This is a genomic window from Acinetobacter nectaris CIP 110549, from assembly GCF_000488215.1.
In the GTDB taxonomy this organism is placed as follows: Bacteria; Pseudomonadota; Gammaproteobacteria; order Pseudomonadales; family Moraxellaceae; genus Acinetobacter; species Acinetobacter nectaris.
The window spans coordinates 468,630-483,988 of the sequence record NZ_KI530712.1; the positions used below are offsets into that span (position 1 = coordinate 468,630).

The window sequence follows — 15,359 nt, forward strand, 5'->3', positions numbered from 1 at the left end:
CCTGTATTACACTTATATTCTTTTTAATAGGTTTTCGAAATTTTGTGTGGTTATCTGACCAATTTCTTCTTGAGTTAGACCATATACTGCTGCAAGCGCTGTTGCAACATGTGGTACATATTTAGGCTCATTACTTTTTCCTCTAAAAGGAACAGGTGCTAAGTATGGACTATCGGTTTCAATAAGAAGGCGATCTAACGGTATATGCTTTGCAACATCCCTTAAATCTTGTGCATTTTTAAATGAGACAATACCCGAAAAAGAAACGTAATAGCCGCTATCTAGTACTGATTTTGCCGTTGCTAAATCTTCTGTAAAACAATGCAAAATTCCATGCTCGGACTTTTCTGCGCGAATAATATCTAACGTATCTGAACGTGCTGCTCGTGTATGTACCACAACAGGTTTACCAACTTGTTGCGATGCATATATATGACGCGCAAAACAAGCTTTTTGTTCATCGACAAAATCTTGGCTATGATAATAATCTAGCCCTGTTTCACCCAATGCCCAAACATTGTCATTTGTAGCCAATTGTACCAAATACTCAACAGAAGCACGTGCCATAACTGATGGGTCTTCACAAGGATGCACACCTACACTATAGCCAACATCATCATGACGGCGTGCAATCGCATCTAATGCAATATGATCATCTATATCGACAGAGATGCCCATAAACTTTGTCACGCCAGCTTGTCTTGCCTGTGCAAGCGCTTCATCCAAACTGCCGTTATAAGGTGTCAAATCCAACATGGTTAAATGACAATGGGTATCTGTAAACATGTATGCTCCTGCCCGTTTAAATTGTATAACTCATTTGCGTGGTTCTACCTGCGAGCAATTTTTCAGCTTCTGCTTTGTAGTAAGCACCTTTATCTCCAGAAAGCTGTATTGCAAAACCTTGTGGTTTTAAACCCGATTGTCTTTGGTTAATCCAGACAACTTTTCCTGTTAAAGGTATTTTCTGCTTCTGCTCAGGTAATGTTGCAAGTACAAAACATTCTTGACCAAGTTTGACTTCCTGTTTAGAAGCCACAAATAGACCACCATCTACAATAAATGGCATGTAACTCGCCTGAAGCATTGCTCTATCTGTGATATTAACTTGTAAAATTCCACCCATGCCTGTTTGCATTACCATTCCCCCAAATGAATAAATGACAAAGTATATAGTTTATTTTACATTTAACAGTAATACAAATAGATCATCAATAATTAAGTGTGTTTGTACATTCTGTTGAGTATAGTGCTTCGCTTTTTGTAATGCTTGATAAATATTAAACAGTTGCTCTAATGTGTAATAAGTCGCGATTTTTTGAAAATCCAAGTCAATATTACGTATTTTTTGCCCCAACTTAAATGCCACAAGATCTGATAACAAATAATCAAACATTTGTTCAAACTCAACAAAATTGAGCTCTTTGCTCCACTTAGTCGAGTATTTCATAAGCATGTTTTTTATTTCAACAAGCGCAGTCCAATCGTCCAAAAACAATTGACGTTTCATTACCCATGTTTCATCTTTCAAGTGTAATGCTTGCAATGGCATATCATTAGATAAGTTTAACAAAAGATTTACTTGCTGCTCACCTAAACTGTGGTCTTGCTTCTGCATATAAGTTTTTGCATCTTGCATTGAAATACGATCTAAAGCATACCTCTGCAGACGACTACGAATTGTTGCAGGCAGCTTCAGAAAATGCTGGGTAACCAAAATAATTAAAACACGTTCCCCAGGTTCTTCCAATGTCTTTAATAGTGCATTTGCAGAAGCAATATTTAATGCATCTGCAGGTTGGATAACAACCACTCTCCATCCATCTACCGTTTGTTGGACAAAGGGCTGTAAGTCACGTATTTTTTCTATTTTAATTTGATTATTATTTTTTTTGCTTTCTTCATCATTCGAAATATATACGTAGTTTGGATGTGTGCCCGACTTCAACCATTGGCAACTTACGCACTTACCACAAGCACCATGCTGTTGTTTATCTAAGCATAGAACCCATGCTACAAAGTGCTGAACAAAATCCAATTTGCCTGCACCAGATTTCCCATAGAATAAGAGCCCATGCCCCACATTAGGAAATCTGCCCACCAACATATCCCAAACAGGTTTCTGCCATGGATATACTTCGGTTTGTTTAAAGAAATTCTCTGACATCTTTTCTCAGTTTATTGTGAAAATACTGATATATCCATCGCATTAATACGATCTAGATCTTCCTGAGTATCCACACCTGGCGGCAAGCTTTCTTCAGCAACATCAATCGCAATACGATGACCATTTTCAAGAACACGTAATTGCTCAAGAGATTCTAATTTTTCCAAATCACCTTGTTGCCACGTAATATATTCTTGTAAAAGTTTTACGCGATAGGCATATAAACCCAAATGGCGCAACGCATGCTCATGTAATTCATTATTTCCATCTCTCTCATATGGAATTGTTGCTCGGCTAAAGTAAAGTGCCTCTTTCTGCTTTGACTTAACCACTTTCACAATGCTATTTCTCTGAAACTCACTCATTTCAGAAATCTTTTCACAAAGTGTTGCCATTGAACAATGAGGTTTATCTTCAAGTAAAATAGCTACTTGCTGAATAAGCTTGGCAGGTAGCAAAGGCTCATCACCTTGCACATTTACCACAATATCACTAGCACCCCACCCTTTAATTTGGGCAACCTCACTTAAACGATCTGTTCCCGATGGATGTGATGATTTAGTTAAAACAACATCAATACCTTCGGCTTGACAGATATCTACGATTTGTTGATGGTCTGTTGCAACACAAATATCATCAAATCCCGCTACCTTTTTTGCTTGATCTACTACACGTAGAATCATTGCTCTACCATGTACTTGTAATAAAGGTTTACCCGGAAGACGTGTACTTGCAAAACGTGCTGGAATAACAATATGTTTCATCAGAACCTTTATTTAAATTTGAATATTTAATTGAGTTAATTGTTGCTGTAAGCGGGTATAGCAGGCAGCAGAAAGTACAGCTTCAACAGGTAAAACCCATATTTCTCTTTTTATCATTGAAGTTTCATTCAATACAGATTTAATTTTCACTGCATCTTTTTCTGTCGTAATGATCGGAAGGCTGTCATCAAACTTTAGATCATGCACCGTATAGTCATAGTGGTCAGCAAAAGCATGTTTAATCAAGTCAGAAATGCCACATTGCTCTAAACTTTGATAAAACCTTTCAGGATAGCCAATACCGACCAGCACATGAAATTTCTGCTTTGCGTTAAAAACAGTATTTGATTCATTTAAGCAATATGGCTTCCCAACTTGTAGATACATACTTAGCTCAACATTTGGCATGGCTACAGGAAAATGCTGAATAACCGTACTATTTTCTAAGCGTTTTTTAGGCTCTCTTAAGAAACCTTCAGGTAAAAGTTTTTCATTGCCTAAACCGCGTTTACAGTCTAAAACAATCCACTCTAATTGACGACCTAACGCCCAATGCTGTAGACCATCATCGCTAATGATGAGATCTAGTTTTGGATATTTTTCCAATAGCAGCTCAATACTCTTTTGCCGATTTGCCCCAACTGCCATAGGTACATTTGTTAGGCTTACAATCAGTGCAGGCTCATCCCCAACACGCTGTGCTGTATCTGTTGGCTGAACAATTGTGGGAAAAGGACCCTTTCCTCCATAACCTCGACTAATCACACCTACATTAATATTCTTTTTGCGTAGATACTTAACAAGTGTGATCAATAAAGGTGTTTTTCCACTACCACCCACTGTAATATTACCAATGACCATAACAGGCACAGGCGAAACATAAATAGCTTTCTTACCTGATAGATACCGCTGCTTATTATGGTTGAAGGCATACCCATACAAACAAGACAAAGGGCGCAAAAATACTAACCATTTTGACTGATTATTCCAAGCTTCTTGTATTTTTTGCGCCAATGACATTTGTATTATTCCTCAAAATTACGTTGATGCAATTGGTAATATGCACCACGCTTTTCAAGTAACTCTTCATGAGTGCCTTGCTCAATAATACGACCATGATCCATAACAACAATGACATCGGCGTTTTCAATTGTTGATAATCGATGTGCAATTACAATTGTTGTTCTTTCTTGCATCGCTTGTTCAAATGCACGTTGAATAAAATGCTCAGACTCATTATCTAATGCACTCGTTGCTTCATCTAAAATAAGAATAGGCGCATTTTTCAAAATAGCACGCGCAATTGCAATACGTTGGCGCTGGCCACCAGATAAGTTTAGACCCTGCGCACCCAGTTTAGTTTCATAGCCATTTGGAAGCTCCATAATAAAACTATGTGCATAAGCTGTTTTTGCTGCTGCAATAACTTCTTCATCTGACGCACCTTCCAACTGACCATATGCAATATTCTCTTTCACTGTACGATCAAATAAGAATACCTGTTGGTTTACCATCGCAATTTGGCTACGCAAGTGATTTAGTTCAATGTTTTCAATTTTTTCATCATCGAAATAAATATTGCCTGTTGCTAAGCCTTGGAATCTTGGTAATAAATTTACAAGTGATGATTTACCTGCACCTGAACGACCGACCAATGCAATTGTTTGACCTGCTTTCACATCTAGATTGAAGTCATGAATAGCTTTAGATCCATCTGGGTAAACTAAACCTACATTTTCAAATCGAATATTGCCATTCAATGTTGGTTTAAGTGTTCCCTTATTTTCTTCTTCAGGTAGGTCTAACACTTCAAATACTGAATGGGCAGCAGCCAAACCTCTTTGCAACTTTTCATTGACTGTAGTCAAATTTTGGATTGGTTTACTTAACATACCCGCAGCAGTAATGAATGATACAAACTCAGCAGCAGAAGTATTCCCCAAAATTTCTGGGCGTAGCGCCAACCACATAATAATAGCCATAGAAAATGCCATAATAAGCTGTACTACAGGTGTATTCAGCACATTGACCACCAAAAGCTTCAATCCACGTTTTAGGCTTTCAAGTGAATGATAGTACAGCTTTCTTTCTTCTAATTGCTGCCCACAATAGCTCTTCACAACTGACTGACCAAGGATAGATTCCTGTACCACATGGTTTACATCACCCATTTTATCTTGGACTTGTAAAGAAAGCTTACGCATACGTTTGCCAGCCTTTCTCACCGCATATCCAATTATAGGTGCAACAAGAATAATAATCATTGTTAAGCGCCAGTTCTGATAAAACAGATATGAAAGTAACCCAATCGTAATAAAACCCTCTTTTACAATAGTTTGAACAGATTCAGAAGATGCAGCGGTGAGCTGTTCAATATTAAAAAGAATTTTTGATGTAATATGTCCACTTGAATTTTCTAAATAATAATTTGTAGGCAAGCGTAAAAGCTTCGAGAAAACCTGTTCACGGATCGTGAAAATGAGGTTTCTCGAAATAACTGCTGAAAAGTAGTTACCTAGAAATGAACCCACACCACGAACAAAAATAAGCAATATAATTAAAAATGGAAATAATGATGTTTCATCATGGTTCTTATGTTGAATTGCATTAATAATGAATTCTAATAACTTAGCGATCGAAACTTCAGTTAATGCACTTAATGCAAAACCAATAAGAACGAATATTGCATATCCCCAATAAGGTTTTAGGTAAGCAAGTAAGCGAAAATAAATCTGAAAATCTTGTTTCACGAATAACCTCAAGTAGGCATTTTGGTACTGATATTGATGTTTACAAAACCAAGTTGCCCTGCAACATCCATAACACGAATTACATCTTGATGCGTTGATTGTGCGTCCGCTGTAATCACAAACATTGCATCATGTTTTCCTTCTGCAGCCTTTTTTATTGCCGACGAAATATCAGAAATATCTTTTGTCGGTACAGACTGACCATTTACAGTATAATGACCTTTTGCATCAATAATGACTTCAATTTTACGATCATACTGCTTTTCGGGCACGCCTTGTGCATCTGGCAGCGTTAGATTAATACGACTTTGCTGATAAAATGTTGTTGTTAACAATAAAAAAACCAATATAAACAACAAACAATCAATAAGTGGTGTTAAATTAATTTCAACATCGTTAACCACTCTTCTTCTAAACTTCATTTAGCTGTCCAGCGACTTATCATGAAGATCACCTGCCTTTCTATAAAATAGCTGAGCATGAAATAAAGAAGCTTGTTTTTCAAGATCTATAACATAGTCATTTACTAAACGCTGAAAATACCGATAAGCAATCAATGCAGGAATAGCAACTACCATTCCCATTGCTGTTGCAATAAGCGCTTTTGATATCCCTGGAATCATTAATGTAGGGCTAATATTTGTACCCATATCTACAACTAAAAATGCCTCAATGATACCAACAACTGTCCCTAATAGTCCTAACAAGGGCGAAACCGCACTCATTGTACCTAAAACATTTACTCTTTTTTCTAAAGATAGAATTTCATCAGAAGCAGCGCACTCCATTTGTACCTTAGCAAACTGTTCTGTTTCCGATTGGCTTCTAATTCCTGCTAACAAAATACGCCCTAAGGTACTATTGGCATGCTGATAATTTTGTTGTAACAATTGTGCCACCATTTGTGGACTCGTTTGTATTGCAAGTCTTAGCTTATCTGGAATAATTATGGTTGAACGCAGTCGAATAAATCGCTCTACTATGACGGTTACTGTAATAATAGAACATATAAATAGTGGCAGCATTAACCAACCACCTGCCCGAACAAGTTCCCACATAAATTACCCCAATAAAGCGAAGAACTACTCTTCTGCTAAGCAAATATTTAAAATACCATCAAGCTCGTCTAAAGAGTGATAGTGAATAACTAACTTACCTTTTCCATGCTTATTATGGTCAATTTTTACATTCGCATTGAATCGATTGGTTAATTTTTGTGTTAACTGTTCAATATCAGCAGAGATTGATTTATTTTGTTGAGCTTCTTTCGGGTTATTAAACTCTCTAACTAACTGTTCAGTTTGTCGAACTGAAAGACTTTTATCTACAACAATCTGTGCAATTTTTTCTTGATCTTTTGCTTTTAATGTAAGAATTGCGCGTGCATGCCCCATGTCTAGCACACCTTCTTGCATAAGATCTTTTACAAACTCTTGCAAAGTAAGTAATCTCAATAGGTTACTAATCGTTGTTCTTGCTTTACCTACAGTATCAGCAATTTCTTGATGACTTAAACCGAACTCATCATGAAAGCGTTGTAATGCCAAAGCCTGATCGATTGGATTTAAGTCTTGGCGCTGAATATTCTCAATAAGTGCTAAGGCAATTGCTACTTGATCGTTAAGATTTCTAACGATTGCAGGAATTTCAGTCAATCCTGCTATTTTAGCTGCACGCCAACGACGTTCACCCGCAATAATTTCATAGGGATGTTGTTCATCATTTACAGGACGAATAACGATTGGCTGCATAACCCCATGCTTTTGTATAGATGCAGAAAGGTCTACAAGCTCTTCTTCACGAATGGTACGGCGTGGCTGATATATCCCTCTTTGAAGCAGGTTGACATCAATCACTTTTAGCTGACCTTGATCATGCGCCTGCTCTTCAATTTTTAACTTTTCTTTTTGTATTGAACCAAGCAGTGCATCTAAGCCACGTCCTTTTGCCAACCCTCGCTTATTTACCGCCATTCGTGTTTACCCTTTTTTAACTTTACTTTTTTTCACAAACTCAGCTGCCAAATTCAAATATGCAACGGCACCCTTAGAACTTTTTTCAAAATAGATTACAGGAAGTCCATGTGCAGGTGCCTCAGCAAGTCTGACATTTCGCGGAATTACTGTTGCATACAATTTTGAACCAAAATATTGCTCTAGTTCAGCAGAAACATCTCTTGTTAATGCATTTCTTGCATCATACATGGTTCTTAACACCCCGACAATTTCAAGATTCGGGTTTAAAGCCTGTTGAATACGATCAATTGTTTGCGTTAAATCTGCTAAACCTTCCAAAGCATAATATTCACATTGCATTGGAATAATCACGCCATGTACAGCAGCCATGGCATTGACAGTAATAAGGCTTAGGCTTGGTGCACAATCAACAATAATTACATCGAATGTATCTTCAATACTTTTAAGCGCATTTTTTAAAATAAACTCACGCCCTTCTTGCTCTGCAATTGCAAGCTCGACACCTGCAAGCTCTCTATTGGCAGCAAGAACTTTATAACCAACCTCTGCTTTAATAATTGCAGTTTCAATAGCAACTTCACCAAGTAAAACGTCTGTTACCGAATAAAGTAAATCATTTTTTTGAACACCAGATCCCATTGTCGCATTACCTTGGGGATCCATATCAATAAGCAGAACTTTTTTCTTCAAAACAGCCAAAGAGGCTGCTAAATTTACTGCAGTTGTTGTTTTACCAACGCCACCTTTTTGGTTTGCGATTGCAATAATTTGAGCCATACTACTGATCCAACAATTTCTTTAAAATAACTAAATGGCGTTGCTCGTCTAAACGAGGTACTTTTAATGGAGTAATTTGGCTTTGAAATGTAGTTTTTAAACTTTCTATTTCATCAATTGGCACTAGTCCTTTCATCGCGCAAATTTGGCTACTGCTATGCATATAAGGTGTAGCAGCAGAAACAAAATCTGTTAAAGATGCGAAAGCACGGCTTGTGATGACATCAAATTCGCCCAACTGACCAATCGCATCTACATCTTCAACGCGTGTTTGAACAGCCGTTACATTTTTTAGTTTTAAATCTGCAATGAATTGCTTTAAAAAACGAATCTTCTTACCATTAGAATCTAAAAGTACGCATGTTCTATGTGGCTGACATAAAGCAATAATCATCCCCGGCATACCACCACCTGTGCCAATATCTAATAATCGTCCCTCAGGAAGATCTTTTAATATACTTAGGCTATCTAACAAGTGTTTGACCAACATTTCTTTTGGGTCACGAATGGCAGTTAAGTTATAGGCTTTATTCCACAATACCAATGCATCTTGATATTTCAACAATAAATTCAAGGCATCATCACTGAGCTGCAAACCTAGCTTTTCACTGCCCCGTTTTAACTCTTGAAAAAAAAGATGCATAACGAACTCTCTTATTTAATTTAGGTGAAGTATACCGATTTATCAGACCAATCATAGTCTTGGCTGATTAGTGAATACACATTTAAGCAGATTCTTATTGCAGAAGCTGTTGATCTAATGCAGACAATCTTTCAGGTGTTCCCACATCTACCCATGTTGCATCTAGCTTATGCGCAACTACTTTTTTTTGTAGCATTGCTTGTTTTAACAACGGTGCTAAAGGACGTTTTCCATCTGACAATCCATTAAACATAGATGGTGAAATGAGAGCAATTCCGCTATATGTTAATGCTTGGCCTTCAACACTTTGTTCAAATGTATAAGCATAGTCATCAGCAAGAATAAAATCTCCCTTCGGATGTTGCTCAGGATTATCTACCAATGCCAAATGTGCTAAATGATTACCTAGCTCTATATCTAACATGTTCCGAAAATCTAAATTTGTCCAAACATCACCATTAACCAATAAAAAAGGCGCTTCTCCGAGCAATGGAAGTGCACGAATAACTCCACCCGCAGTTTCTAAACCGTCTTGTTCATCAGACCAAAGAATATTTACGCCAAACTGAGACCCATCACCTAACGTTTCATGCAGTTTTTCTGCAAGCCATGCTGTATTGATGACAATCTCAGTAATACCAGCACGTGCTAGGTTCTCAATATGCCAAACAATTAAAGGTTTACCACCAACTTTGAGTAAAGGCTTAGGTGTATGTAGCGTAAGTGGACGCATACGGTTACCCAATCCAGCAGCTAAAATCATTGCTTTCATTTAAACCTCCAAATATACGCCATAAACTTGATCGAATTTTGGCATTACTTGATTTTTCAGAAACTGATGGAGTGCTTCCAACTCTGGATACTTTTGGCTTTCATTAAGTACATACCACATGACTCTAGGCAAATCTTTTAAATAGCCTTGTTTACCATCTCTTTTAAATAATCTCACAAAGATACCTAAGATTTTAATATGGCGCTGTAGCGACATAAAATTGGCATCTTTATGAAACTGCTCCAATGATCGACCTGCTTGAGTATTTCTTGGGAGTAAATTATAGAATTGGGTAATCCACATTTCGACTTGAGCTTGCGGCCACTGCACATAAGCATCACGAATAAGAGACATTAAATCATATGTGTCTGCACCAACTACAGCATCTTGAAAATCAATCACACCTAACTCTTTGCCTGTTGCTAGTTTCATAAGATTTCGACTATGAAAATCTCTATGAACGAAGACTTGAGGCTGAGCAATTGCATTGCTTGCCAATAAATGAAAAGTATTTGTAATATCTTGGATTTGCTGCTCTGTAGGCATAATTTCTAAAGATGGTAAGAACCACTCTACAAATAAATTCATTTCCGCAACTAGTTTTTCGTAACTATAGTTTGGAATAACATTCAGTGTACTACTTGCCTGTAATTGAATAAGTTGTTCAAAACACTGTTGATAATATTGATCAACTGTAGATGCATTTAATTGCTGTGCAAGTACAACATCACCAAAGTCTTCAAGTAAAAGTAGACCATTTTCAAGATCTTTTGCTTCAATTATGGGGACTCTTACATTGTTTTTGTACAAAAACTCAGCAACACTCACAAAAGGTACACAATCTTCTTTATCGGGTGGTGCATCCATTAACATAAATGTTTTATTATCATAGATAACTCGTGCATAACGACGGAAGCTTGCATCGCCTGCTAAGTAATTGATTTCAAATTGATCTGAGCGCAGAACAATAGTTAACCAGTCTTTAATTAATCGTTCACGTTTTTTATTCATTTGCAAAATATCTAAATACAGGCAGAGATTTAAGCCCATAAGTGTAGCCACTTATGGAGTTTTTCTCTATGATGCAACAATAATTAATTGCAAAAAAGCATACTTGGTTAATGAAACAAATGAAGCAACAGTTTAAATTTAGTCCTTTAGCAACTGCGATTTTGACACTCTTATGTGGTAGTTCAATACAATCAAGCTATGCTGCCAATTCAACTGAAGTCGTATCAAATGTCAATAATCAAGAGCTTAAGCAACAAGTTAATGAAAGCTATCCCGGGCAAGCTTTCTTCGATCAATATTATGTCACTAAAGATAATCCTGAAGTAGCAACACGCAAACAAAACCCTCAATTTGCGAGCTACTGCCAAGGCACATGGATTACACCTATTGCTCAAAGTACCCCAACATCAGCCCCAGCAGATGCGCCAACTAATGTTTCAGCAGATTATGCACACTATAATCCAAATGGCGACTCCGTCTTAGAAGGTAATGTTGTGGTTGAGCAACCCGGTCGAGAAGTTCGGGCACAAAAGCTTATTTTAGATAAAACACAGACTCATGCACTTGCTCAAGGCAATGTGCAAATGGCTCAAAATGGTTTAATTTCGCAAAGCCAAAACATAGATTACGACTTACAAAAACAAACTGGTGCATTAAATAACAGTTACTTTATTTCAGAAGCAAACCATGCACATGGTTATGCAGGAAGTATCAATAAATCTTCATCATCTGAAATGATCTTAGACCATGCAAGTTATACAACCTGTGCCCCTGGAAAAAGCCCGGATTGGAAATTAAATGCACGTAAAATTAACTTAAACCAAGATACTGGTAGAGGCGTCACACGAGATACAACTTTTTATATTAAAAATGTACCTGTGATGTATCTTCCTTATTATAATTTCCCAATTGATGATCGTAGAACAACCGGATTACTTACCCCAAATTTTGGATGGTCAAGCAATGGTGGCTTTCGTTTAGATGCGCCTATTTACCTTAACTTAGCACCAAACTATGATGCAACTGTGACTCCTCGTTACTTAGAGGAACATGGTGTAATGCTTGAAGGAAAATTAAGATTCAAGACACAAAACTTTGGTCAAGGTAGTATTTCAGGTGGTTACTTACCAGATGATAAGCACTATAACAACCAAGATCGTAAATCATTAAAAATCTTACACAACTGGCAAGTAAATAACTATTTTTCAACCAATTTGGAATATAACTATTTATCAGATATTGACTACTTATATGACCTTGCCAATGACCCTAATGTTTCAACAGACTTAAACCAAAAACGTCTTTTTCAGGTTAACTTTGCCAATGCGATTCCAGGTTTAGATGCTGCATTAAAAGTTGAACAGTATCAAACGCTCGATAAAACACTTGCGGCGGAAGAACGCCCATATGCCCGCCTTCCTCAATTTCTATTGAACTATAAAACAACGAATCCACAAGGGTTCCAATTTGAATACCATAATGACAGTGCCTACTTTCAAAAAACACTATATAACTTAGGCAGCCCAAATACATATAGCTCAGGTACACGTATCTATAACTCAGTAGCAACTCGCTATAACTTTAGAACACCTTGGGCTTTTGCTATTCCCGAAGTATCTGCACGGTCTTTAAACTATGTATTTAGTGAAAGTCAGGTAAATAGTAAAAATCAAAATACGGTTGTTCCTCAATTTACCTTAGACACGGGATTAAACTTCCAAAAAGATGGCAAGTATTTGCAGACCATTACACCAAGAGTGTTTTATGCTTACTCACCATATAAAAACCAAGGTAACAACCCTAACTTTGACACAACAACATCTTCAATCAGTTATGACCAACTCTTTAGCCCATACCGCTTTTATGGTCATGACCGTTTAGATGACAACAATTTTGCCTCTTTAGGCATAAGTTATAGTTTATTTGATCAGCAAGGGCTTGAACGCCTCAAAGCTGCTCTTGGACAAAGCTTTTATTTTTCTGATCGTCGCGTACAACTGTCTCCGACAGATGCTATTCAGAAAGACCGAACATCTGATCCAATCTTATCGCTATCTAGTCAGTTAAGTAATCAGTTTACAATTAGTACAAATCTTGCATTTGATGGAAAGAATGTTTCTCAAGCAAATTTTCAAACATACTATACAGGATATAACGGCCGTATTTATAACTTAGGCTATTATAAACGAGAAACCATTAATAATTCACAACAAAGCTATGATCAAGTGGTTGCATCTTTAATACAACCTGTTGATGACAATTGGAGAATAATCGGGCATGTACAATATGACCTATCAAACCACTTAGCACGTGAATATTTACTTGGTGTTAATTATGAGTCATGCTGTTGGGCTGTTTCCGTTTATGGTCGTTCATATTTTAATGACCTAGATGATGTCACAAAATCAAACGTAAAACGTACCAATGCAATTATGGCCGAATTTACACTCAAAGGGCTTGGTGCATTCAACAACCGATTATCATCATTGCTTGAACAACGCATTACAGGCTTTAGCAAATCTAACCAAACTTGGACACGACCTTAATGATGAACCAACAACTTAAACGATTTTTTAAAGCAACAACGCTTGCTCTATTAATTTCTAGCTCAGTGTCTGTTTTTGCAGCAACAAGTGATGAAGTTGTTGCCGTTGTAGGTGACAGTGCAATTTTAAGAAGTGACCTAGATCAACTTTCCAGTGATCTTACACGTCAACTACAAGCACAAAAACTCCCAATTCCTTCTCCGCAAGAACTACAACAACAAGCTTTAAGTAAAATCATTTTAAATCAAGCGCAACTTGAACTTGTAAAGCGCTACAACATTCAACCAAGCGATAGTGAAGTTGATGCTGCTGTTTTAGATTATGCAAATAAACAAGGTGTACAAACACTTAGTGACTTTCAAAACCGCTTAGATGCACAATTCCCTGGAGCATATCAAGCAATTCGCCAACGTATTTCTCAGCAACTAGCTATTAATATTTTGCGCCAACAGCAAATTATGTCTCGCATCCACATTAGTGACCAAGATGTGACTAACTTTTTAAAGACACCTCAGGGACAAGCAGCTATTGGTAGCCAAGCTCACCTTTTACATTTACGTATAAGTGGTGTAAATGGAACAAGTCCTGAGACATTAACGAAAGTTGCTAACGAAGTTAAATCAGCACTTACTCTATCAAATGATATTCCCGAAATTAGTCGTCGCTTCACTAAAGATGGAATCACGGTAGAAGGTGCAGATATGGGAGATAGAAGTCTAGCAGATATTCCTGCCGAGCTTGCTGCACGTGCAGCAGCAATCCAAACAGGACAAACTTCTGAACTTATTCCTGCACAAGATGGTATACATATTTTAAAATTACTCGATCGTAAAGCAAGCGATAAAAAAGTAATGATTGAACAATATCATGTACGCCATATTCTTATTCAACCTTCTGAAGTTCTTACACCAGAGCAAGCAAAACAAAAAATAGATATTATTTATAAACGTCTAAAAGCTGGTGAAAATTTTGCGACGCTTGCATCTACATTCTCTAATGATCCAGGTTCAGCAGCAGATGGTGGTGATCTTGGCTGGGTAACACCAGGAACAATGGTTCCTCAATTTGAAGATGAAATGAAGACCACACCTAAAGGAGAAATTAGCCAACCATTCCAAAGTCAATTTGGATGGCATATTCTTCAGGTCTTAGATACTCGCCAACAAGATATGACACAAGAATATCAACGTCGTCTTGCACGCCAATATTTAGGTGAGCAACAATTTGATACTGAACTTGATGGTTGGTTACGTGAGTTACGTGCCAATACATATGTGCAAATTAAAGATCCCTCACTAGATCGTAAGAAATCTTCGGCAATTGCTCAAACACCATAATAAATAAAAAAAGACCAGCAAATAGCTGGTCTTTTTTTGATAAAACTTAATTAACGATTGTTGTTTGTTTCATCTTCTTGGTGGCTTTCTTCAAACTTAGATTCATTGCCACCTTCAAAACCTGCATTTTGTTGTTGCTGTGCAGCACCGAAGCCGCCTTGACCGCCGAAGCCGCCTTGACCGCCGAAGCCGCCTTGACCGCCGAAGCCGCCTTGACCGCCGAAGCCACCTTGACCACCAAAGCCATTGCCTTGACCGCTAAAGCCATTGCTTTGACCGCCAAAACCATTGTTGTTGCTTTGACCGCCGCCGAAGCCACCTTGAGTGCTATTGTTGCTAAAGCCTGCAGCTTGACCATTACCACTACCTGCTGGCGCACCCGCTGGGCGAGGGTTTCTTGCTGGTACTACTGTAGAAATAGCATGCTTATAAACCATCTGACTGACAGTGTTTTTTAATAAAACAACGTATTGGTCAAAAGATTCAATATGACCTTGTAATTTAATTCCGTTTACGAGGAAGATAGATACAGGAATACGCTCTTTGCGTAGAGAGTTCAAGAAAGGATCTTGTAAAGTCTGGCCTTTAGACATGTTATTACTCCAAAAAAAATTAA

Annotated in this window: 16 protein-coding genes; 2 read left to right on the plus strand and 14 right to left on the minus strand. The window is 37.5% G+C overall.

Annotated elements, in window-relative coordinates:
• Positions 1–12: 12 nt before the first annotated feature.
• The 13 genes from P256_RS02405 to P256_RS02465 all read right to left on the minus strand — a co-directional run bounded on the left by P256_RS02405 (position 13) and on the right by P256_RS02465 (position 10,860).
• Entirely contained in the window at positions 13–786 is a 774-nt protein-coding gene (locus P256_RS02405; protein ID WP_023272091.1) for a TatD family hydrolase, read from the minus strand.
• A 16-nt stretch (positions 787–802) separates the two neighbouring features.
• Positions 803–1,138: a PilZ domain-containing protein gene (locus tag P256_RS02410; protein ID WP_023272092.1), complete on the minus strand. Its 336-nt coding sequence runs from the start codon at positions 1,136–1,138 to the stop codon at positions 803–805.
• 39 nt (positions 1,139–1,177) lie between these two features.
• Positions 1,178–2,167 carry a DNA polymerase III, delta' subunit gene (locus P256_RS02415; RefSeq protein WP_023272093.1) on the minus strand — a complete coding sequence of 330 codons (990 nt, stop codon included), beginning with the start codon at positions 2,165–2,167 and terminating at the stop codon, positions 1,178–1,180.
• An 11-nt stretch (positions 2,168–2,178) separates the two neighbouring features.
• A complete protein-coding gene (gene kdsB, locus P256_RS02420; protein WP_023272094.1) occupies positions 2,179–2,931 on the minus strand; it encodes a 3-deoxy-manno-octulosonate cytidylyltransferase in 753 nt (250 codons plus the stop codon).
• A 12-nt stretch (positions 2,932–2,943) separates the two neighbouring features.
• On the minus strand, positions 2,944–3,951 hold the full coding sequence (gene lpxK, locus P256_RS02425) for a tetraacyldisaccharide 4'-kinase (protein ID WP_023272095.1): 1,008 nt from the start codon (positions 3,949–3,951) through the stop codon (positions 2,944–2,946).
• A gap of 5 nt (positions 3,952–3,956) precedes the next feature.
• Positions 3,957–5,681, minus strand: coding sequence for a lipid A export permease/ATP-binding protein MsbA (gene msbA, locus P256_RS02430; RefSeq protein WP_023272096.1), 1,725 nt, complete (start codon positions 5,679–5,681; stop codon positions 3,957–3,959).
• An 8-nt stretch (positions 5,682–5,689) separates the two neighbouring features.
• Positions 5,690–6,103, minus strand: a complete 414-nt coding sequence (locus P256_RS13345; protein ID WP_023272097.1) for an ExbD/TolR family protein — start codon at positions 6,101–6,103, stop codon at positions 5,690–5,692.
• Positions 6,104–6,739 (minus strand): MotA/TolQ/ExbB proton channel family protein, encoded by a 636-nt coding sequence (locus P256_RS13350; RefSeq protein WP_023272098.1) that lies wholly within the window; start codon positions 6,737–6,739, stop codon positions 6,104–6,106.
• Positions 6,740–6,763: 24 nt separating this feature from the next.
• On the minus strand, positions 6,764–7,654 hold the full coding sequence (locus P256_RS02445) for a ParB/RepB/Spo0J family partition protein (protein WP_023272099.1): 891 nt from the start codon (positions 7,652–7,654) through the stop codon (positions 6,764–6,766).
• A gap of 6 nt (positions 7,655–7,660) precedes the next feature.
• A complete protein-coding gene (locus tag P256_RS02450; RefSeq protein ID WP_023272100.1) occupies positions 7,661–8,434 on the minus strand; it encodes a ParA family protein in 774 nt (257 codons plus the stop codon).
• Position 8,435: 1 nt separating this feature from the next.
• On the minus strand, positions 8,436–9,077 hold the full coding sequence (rsmG, locus tag P256_RS02455; RefSeq protein ID WP_023272101.1) for a 16S rRNA (guanine(527)-N(7))-methyltransferase RsmG: 642 nt from the start codon (positions 9,075–9,077) through the stop codon (positions 8,436–8,438).
• Positions 9,078–9,171: 94 nt separating this feature from the next.
• Positions 9,172–9,849, minus strand: a complete 678-nt coding sequence (murU, locus tag P256_RS02460; protein ID WP_023272102.1) for an N-acetylmuramate alpha-1-phosphate uridylyltransferase MurU — start codon at positions 9,847–9,849, stop codon at positions 9,172–9,174.
• On the minus strand, positions 9,850–10,860 hold the full coding sequence (locus tag P256_RS02465; protein ID WP_040331747.1) for an aminoglycoside phosphotransferase family protein: 1,011 nt from the start codon (positions 10,858–10,860) through the stop codon (positions 9,850–9,852).
• Positions 10,861–10,979: 119 nt separating this feature from the next.
• On the opposite strand from P256_RS02465, the gene P256_RS02470 reads away from it, so the two are divergent.
• Positions 10,980–13,406, plus strand: coding sequence for an LPS-assembly protein LptD (locus P256_RS02470; RefSeq protein ID WP_040331748.1), 2,427 nt, complete (start codon positions 10,980–10,982; stop codon positions 13,404–13,406).
• Entirely contained in the window at positions 13,406–14,743 is a 1,338-nt protein-coding gene (locus P256_RS02475) for a peptidylprolyl isomerase (protein WP_023272105.1), read from the plus strand. Before P256_RS02470 ends, P256_RS02475 begins: the two co-directional genes overlap by 1 nt.
• A gap of 50 nt (positions 14,744–14,793) precedes the next feature.
• On the opposite strand, the gene hfq is transcribed toward P256_RS02475, so the two are convergent.
• A complete protein-coding gene (gene hfq, locus P256_RS02480; RefSeq protein WP_023272106.1) occupies positions 14,794–15,336 on the minus strand; it encodes an RNA chaperone Hfq in 543 nt (180 codons plus the stop codon).
• Positions 15,337–15,359: the final 23 nt, after the last annotated feature.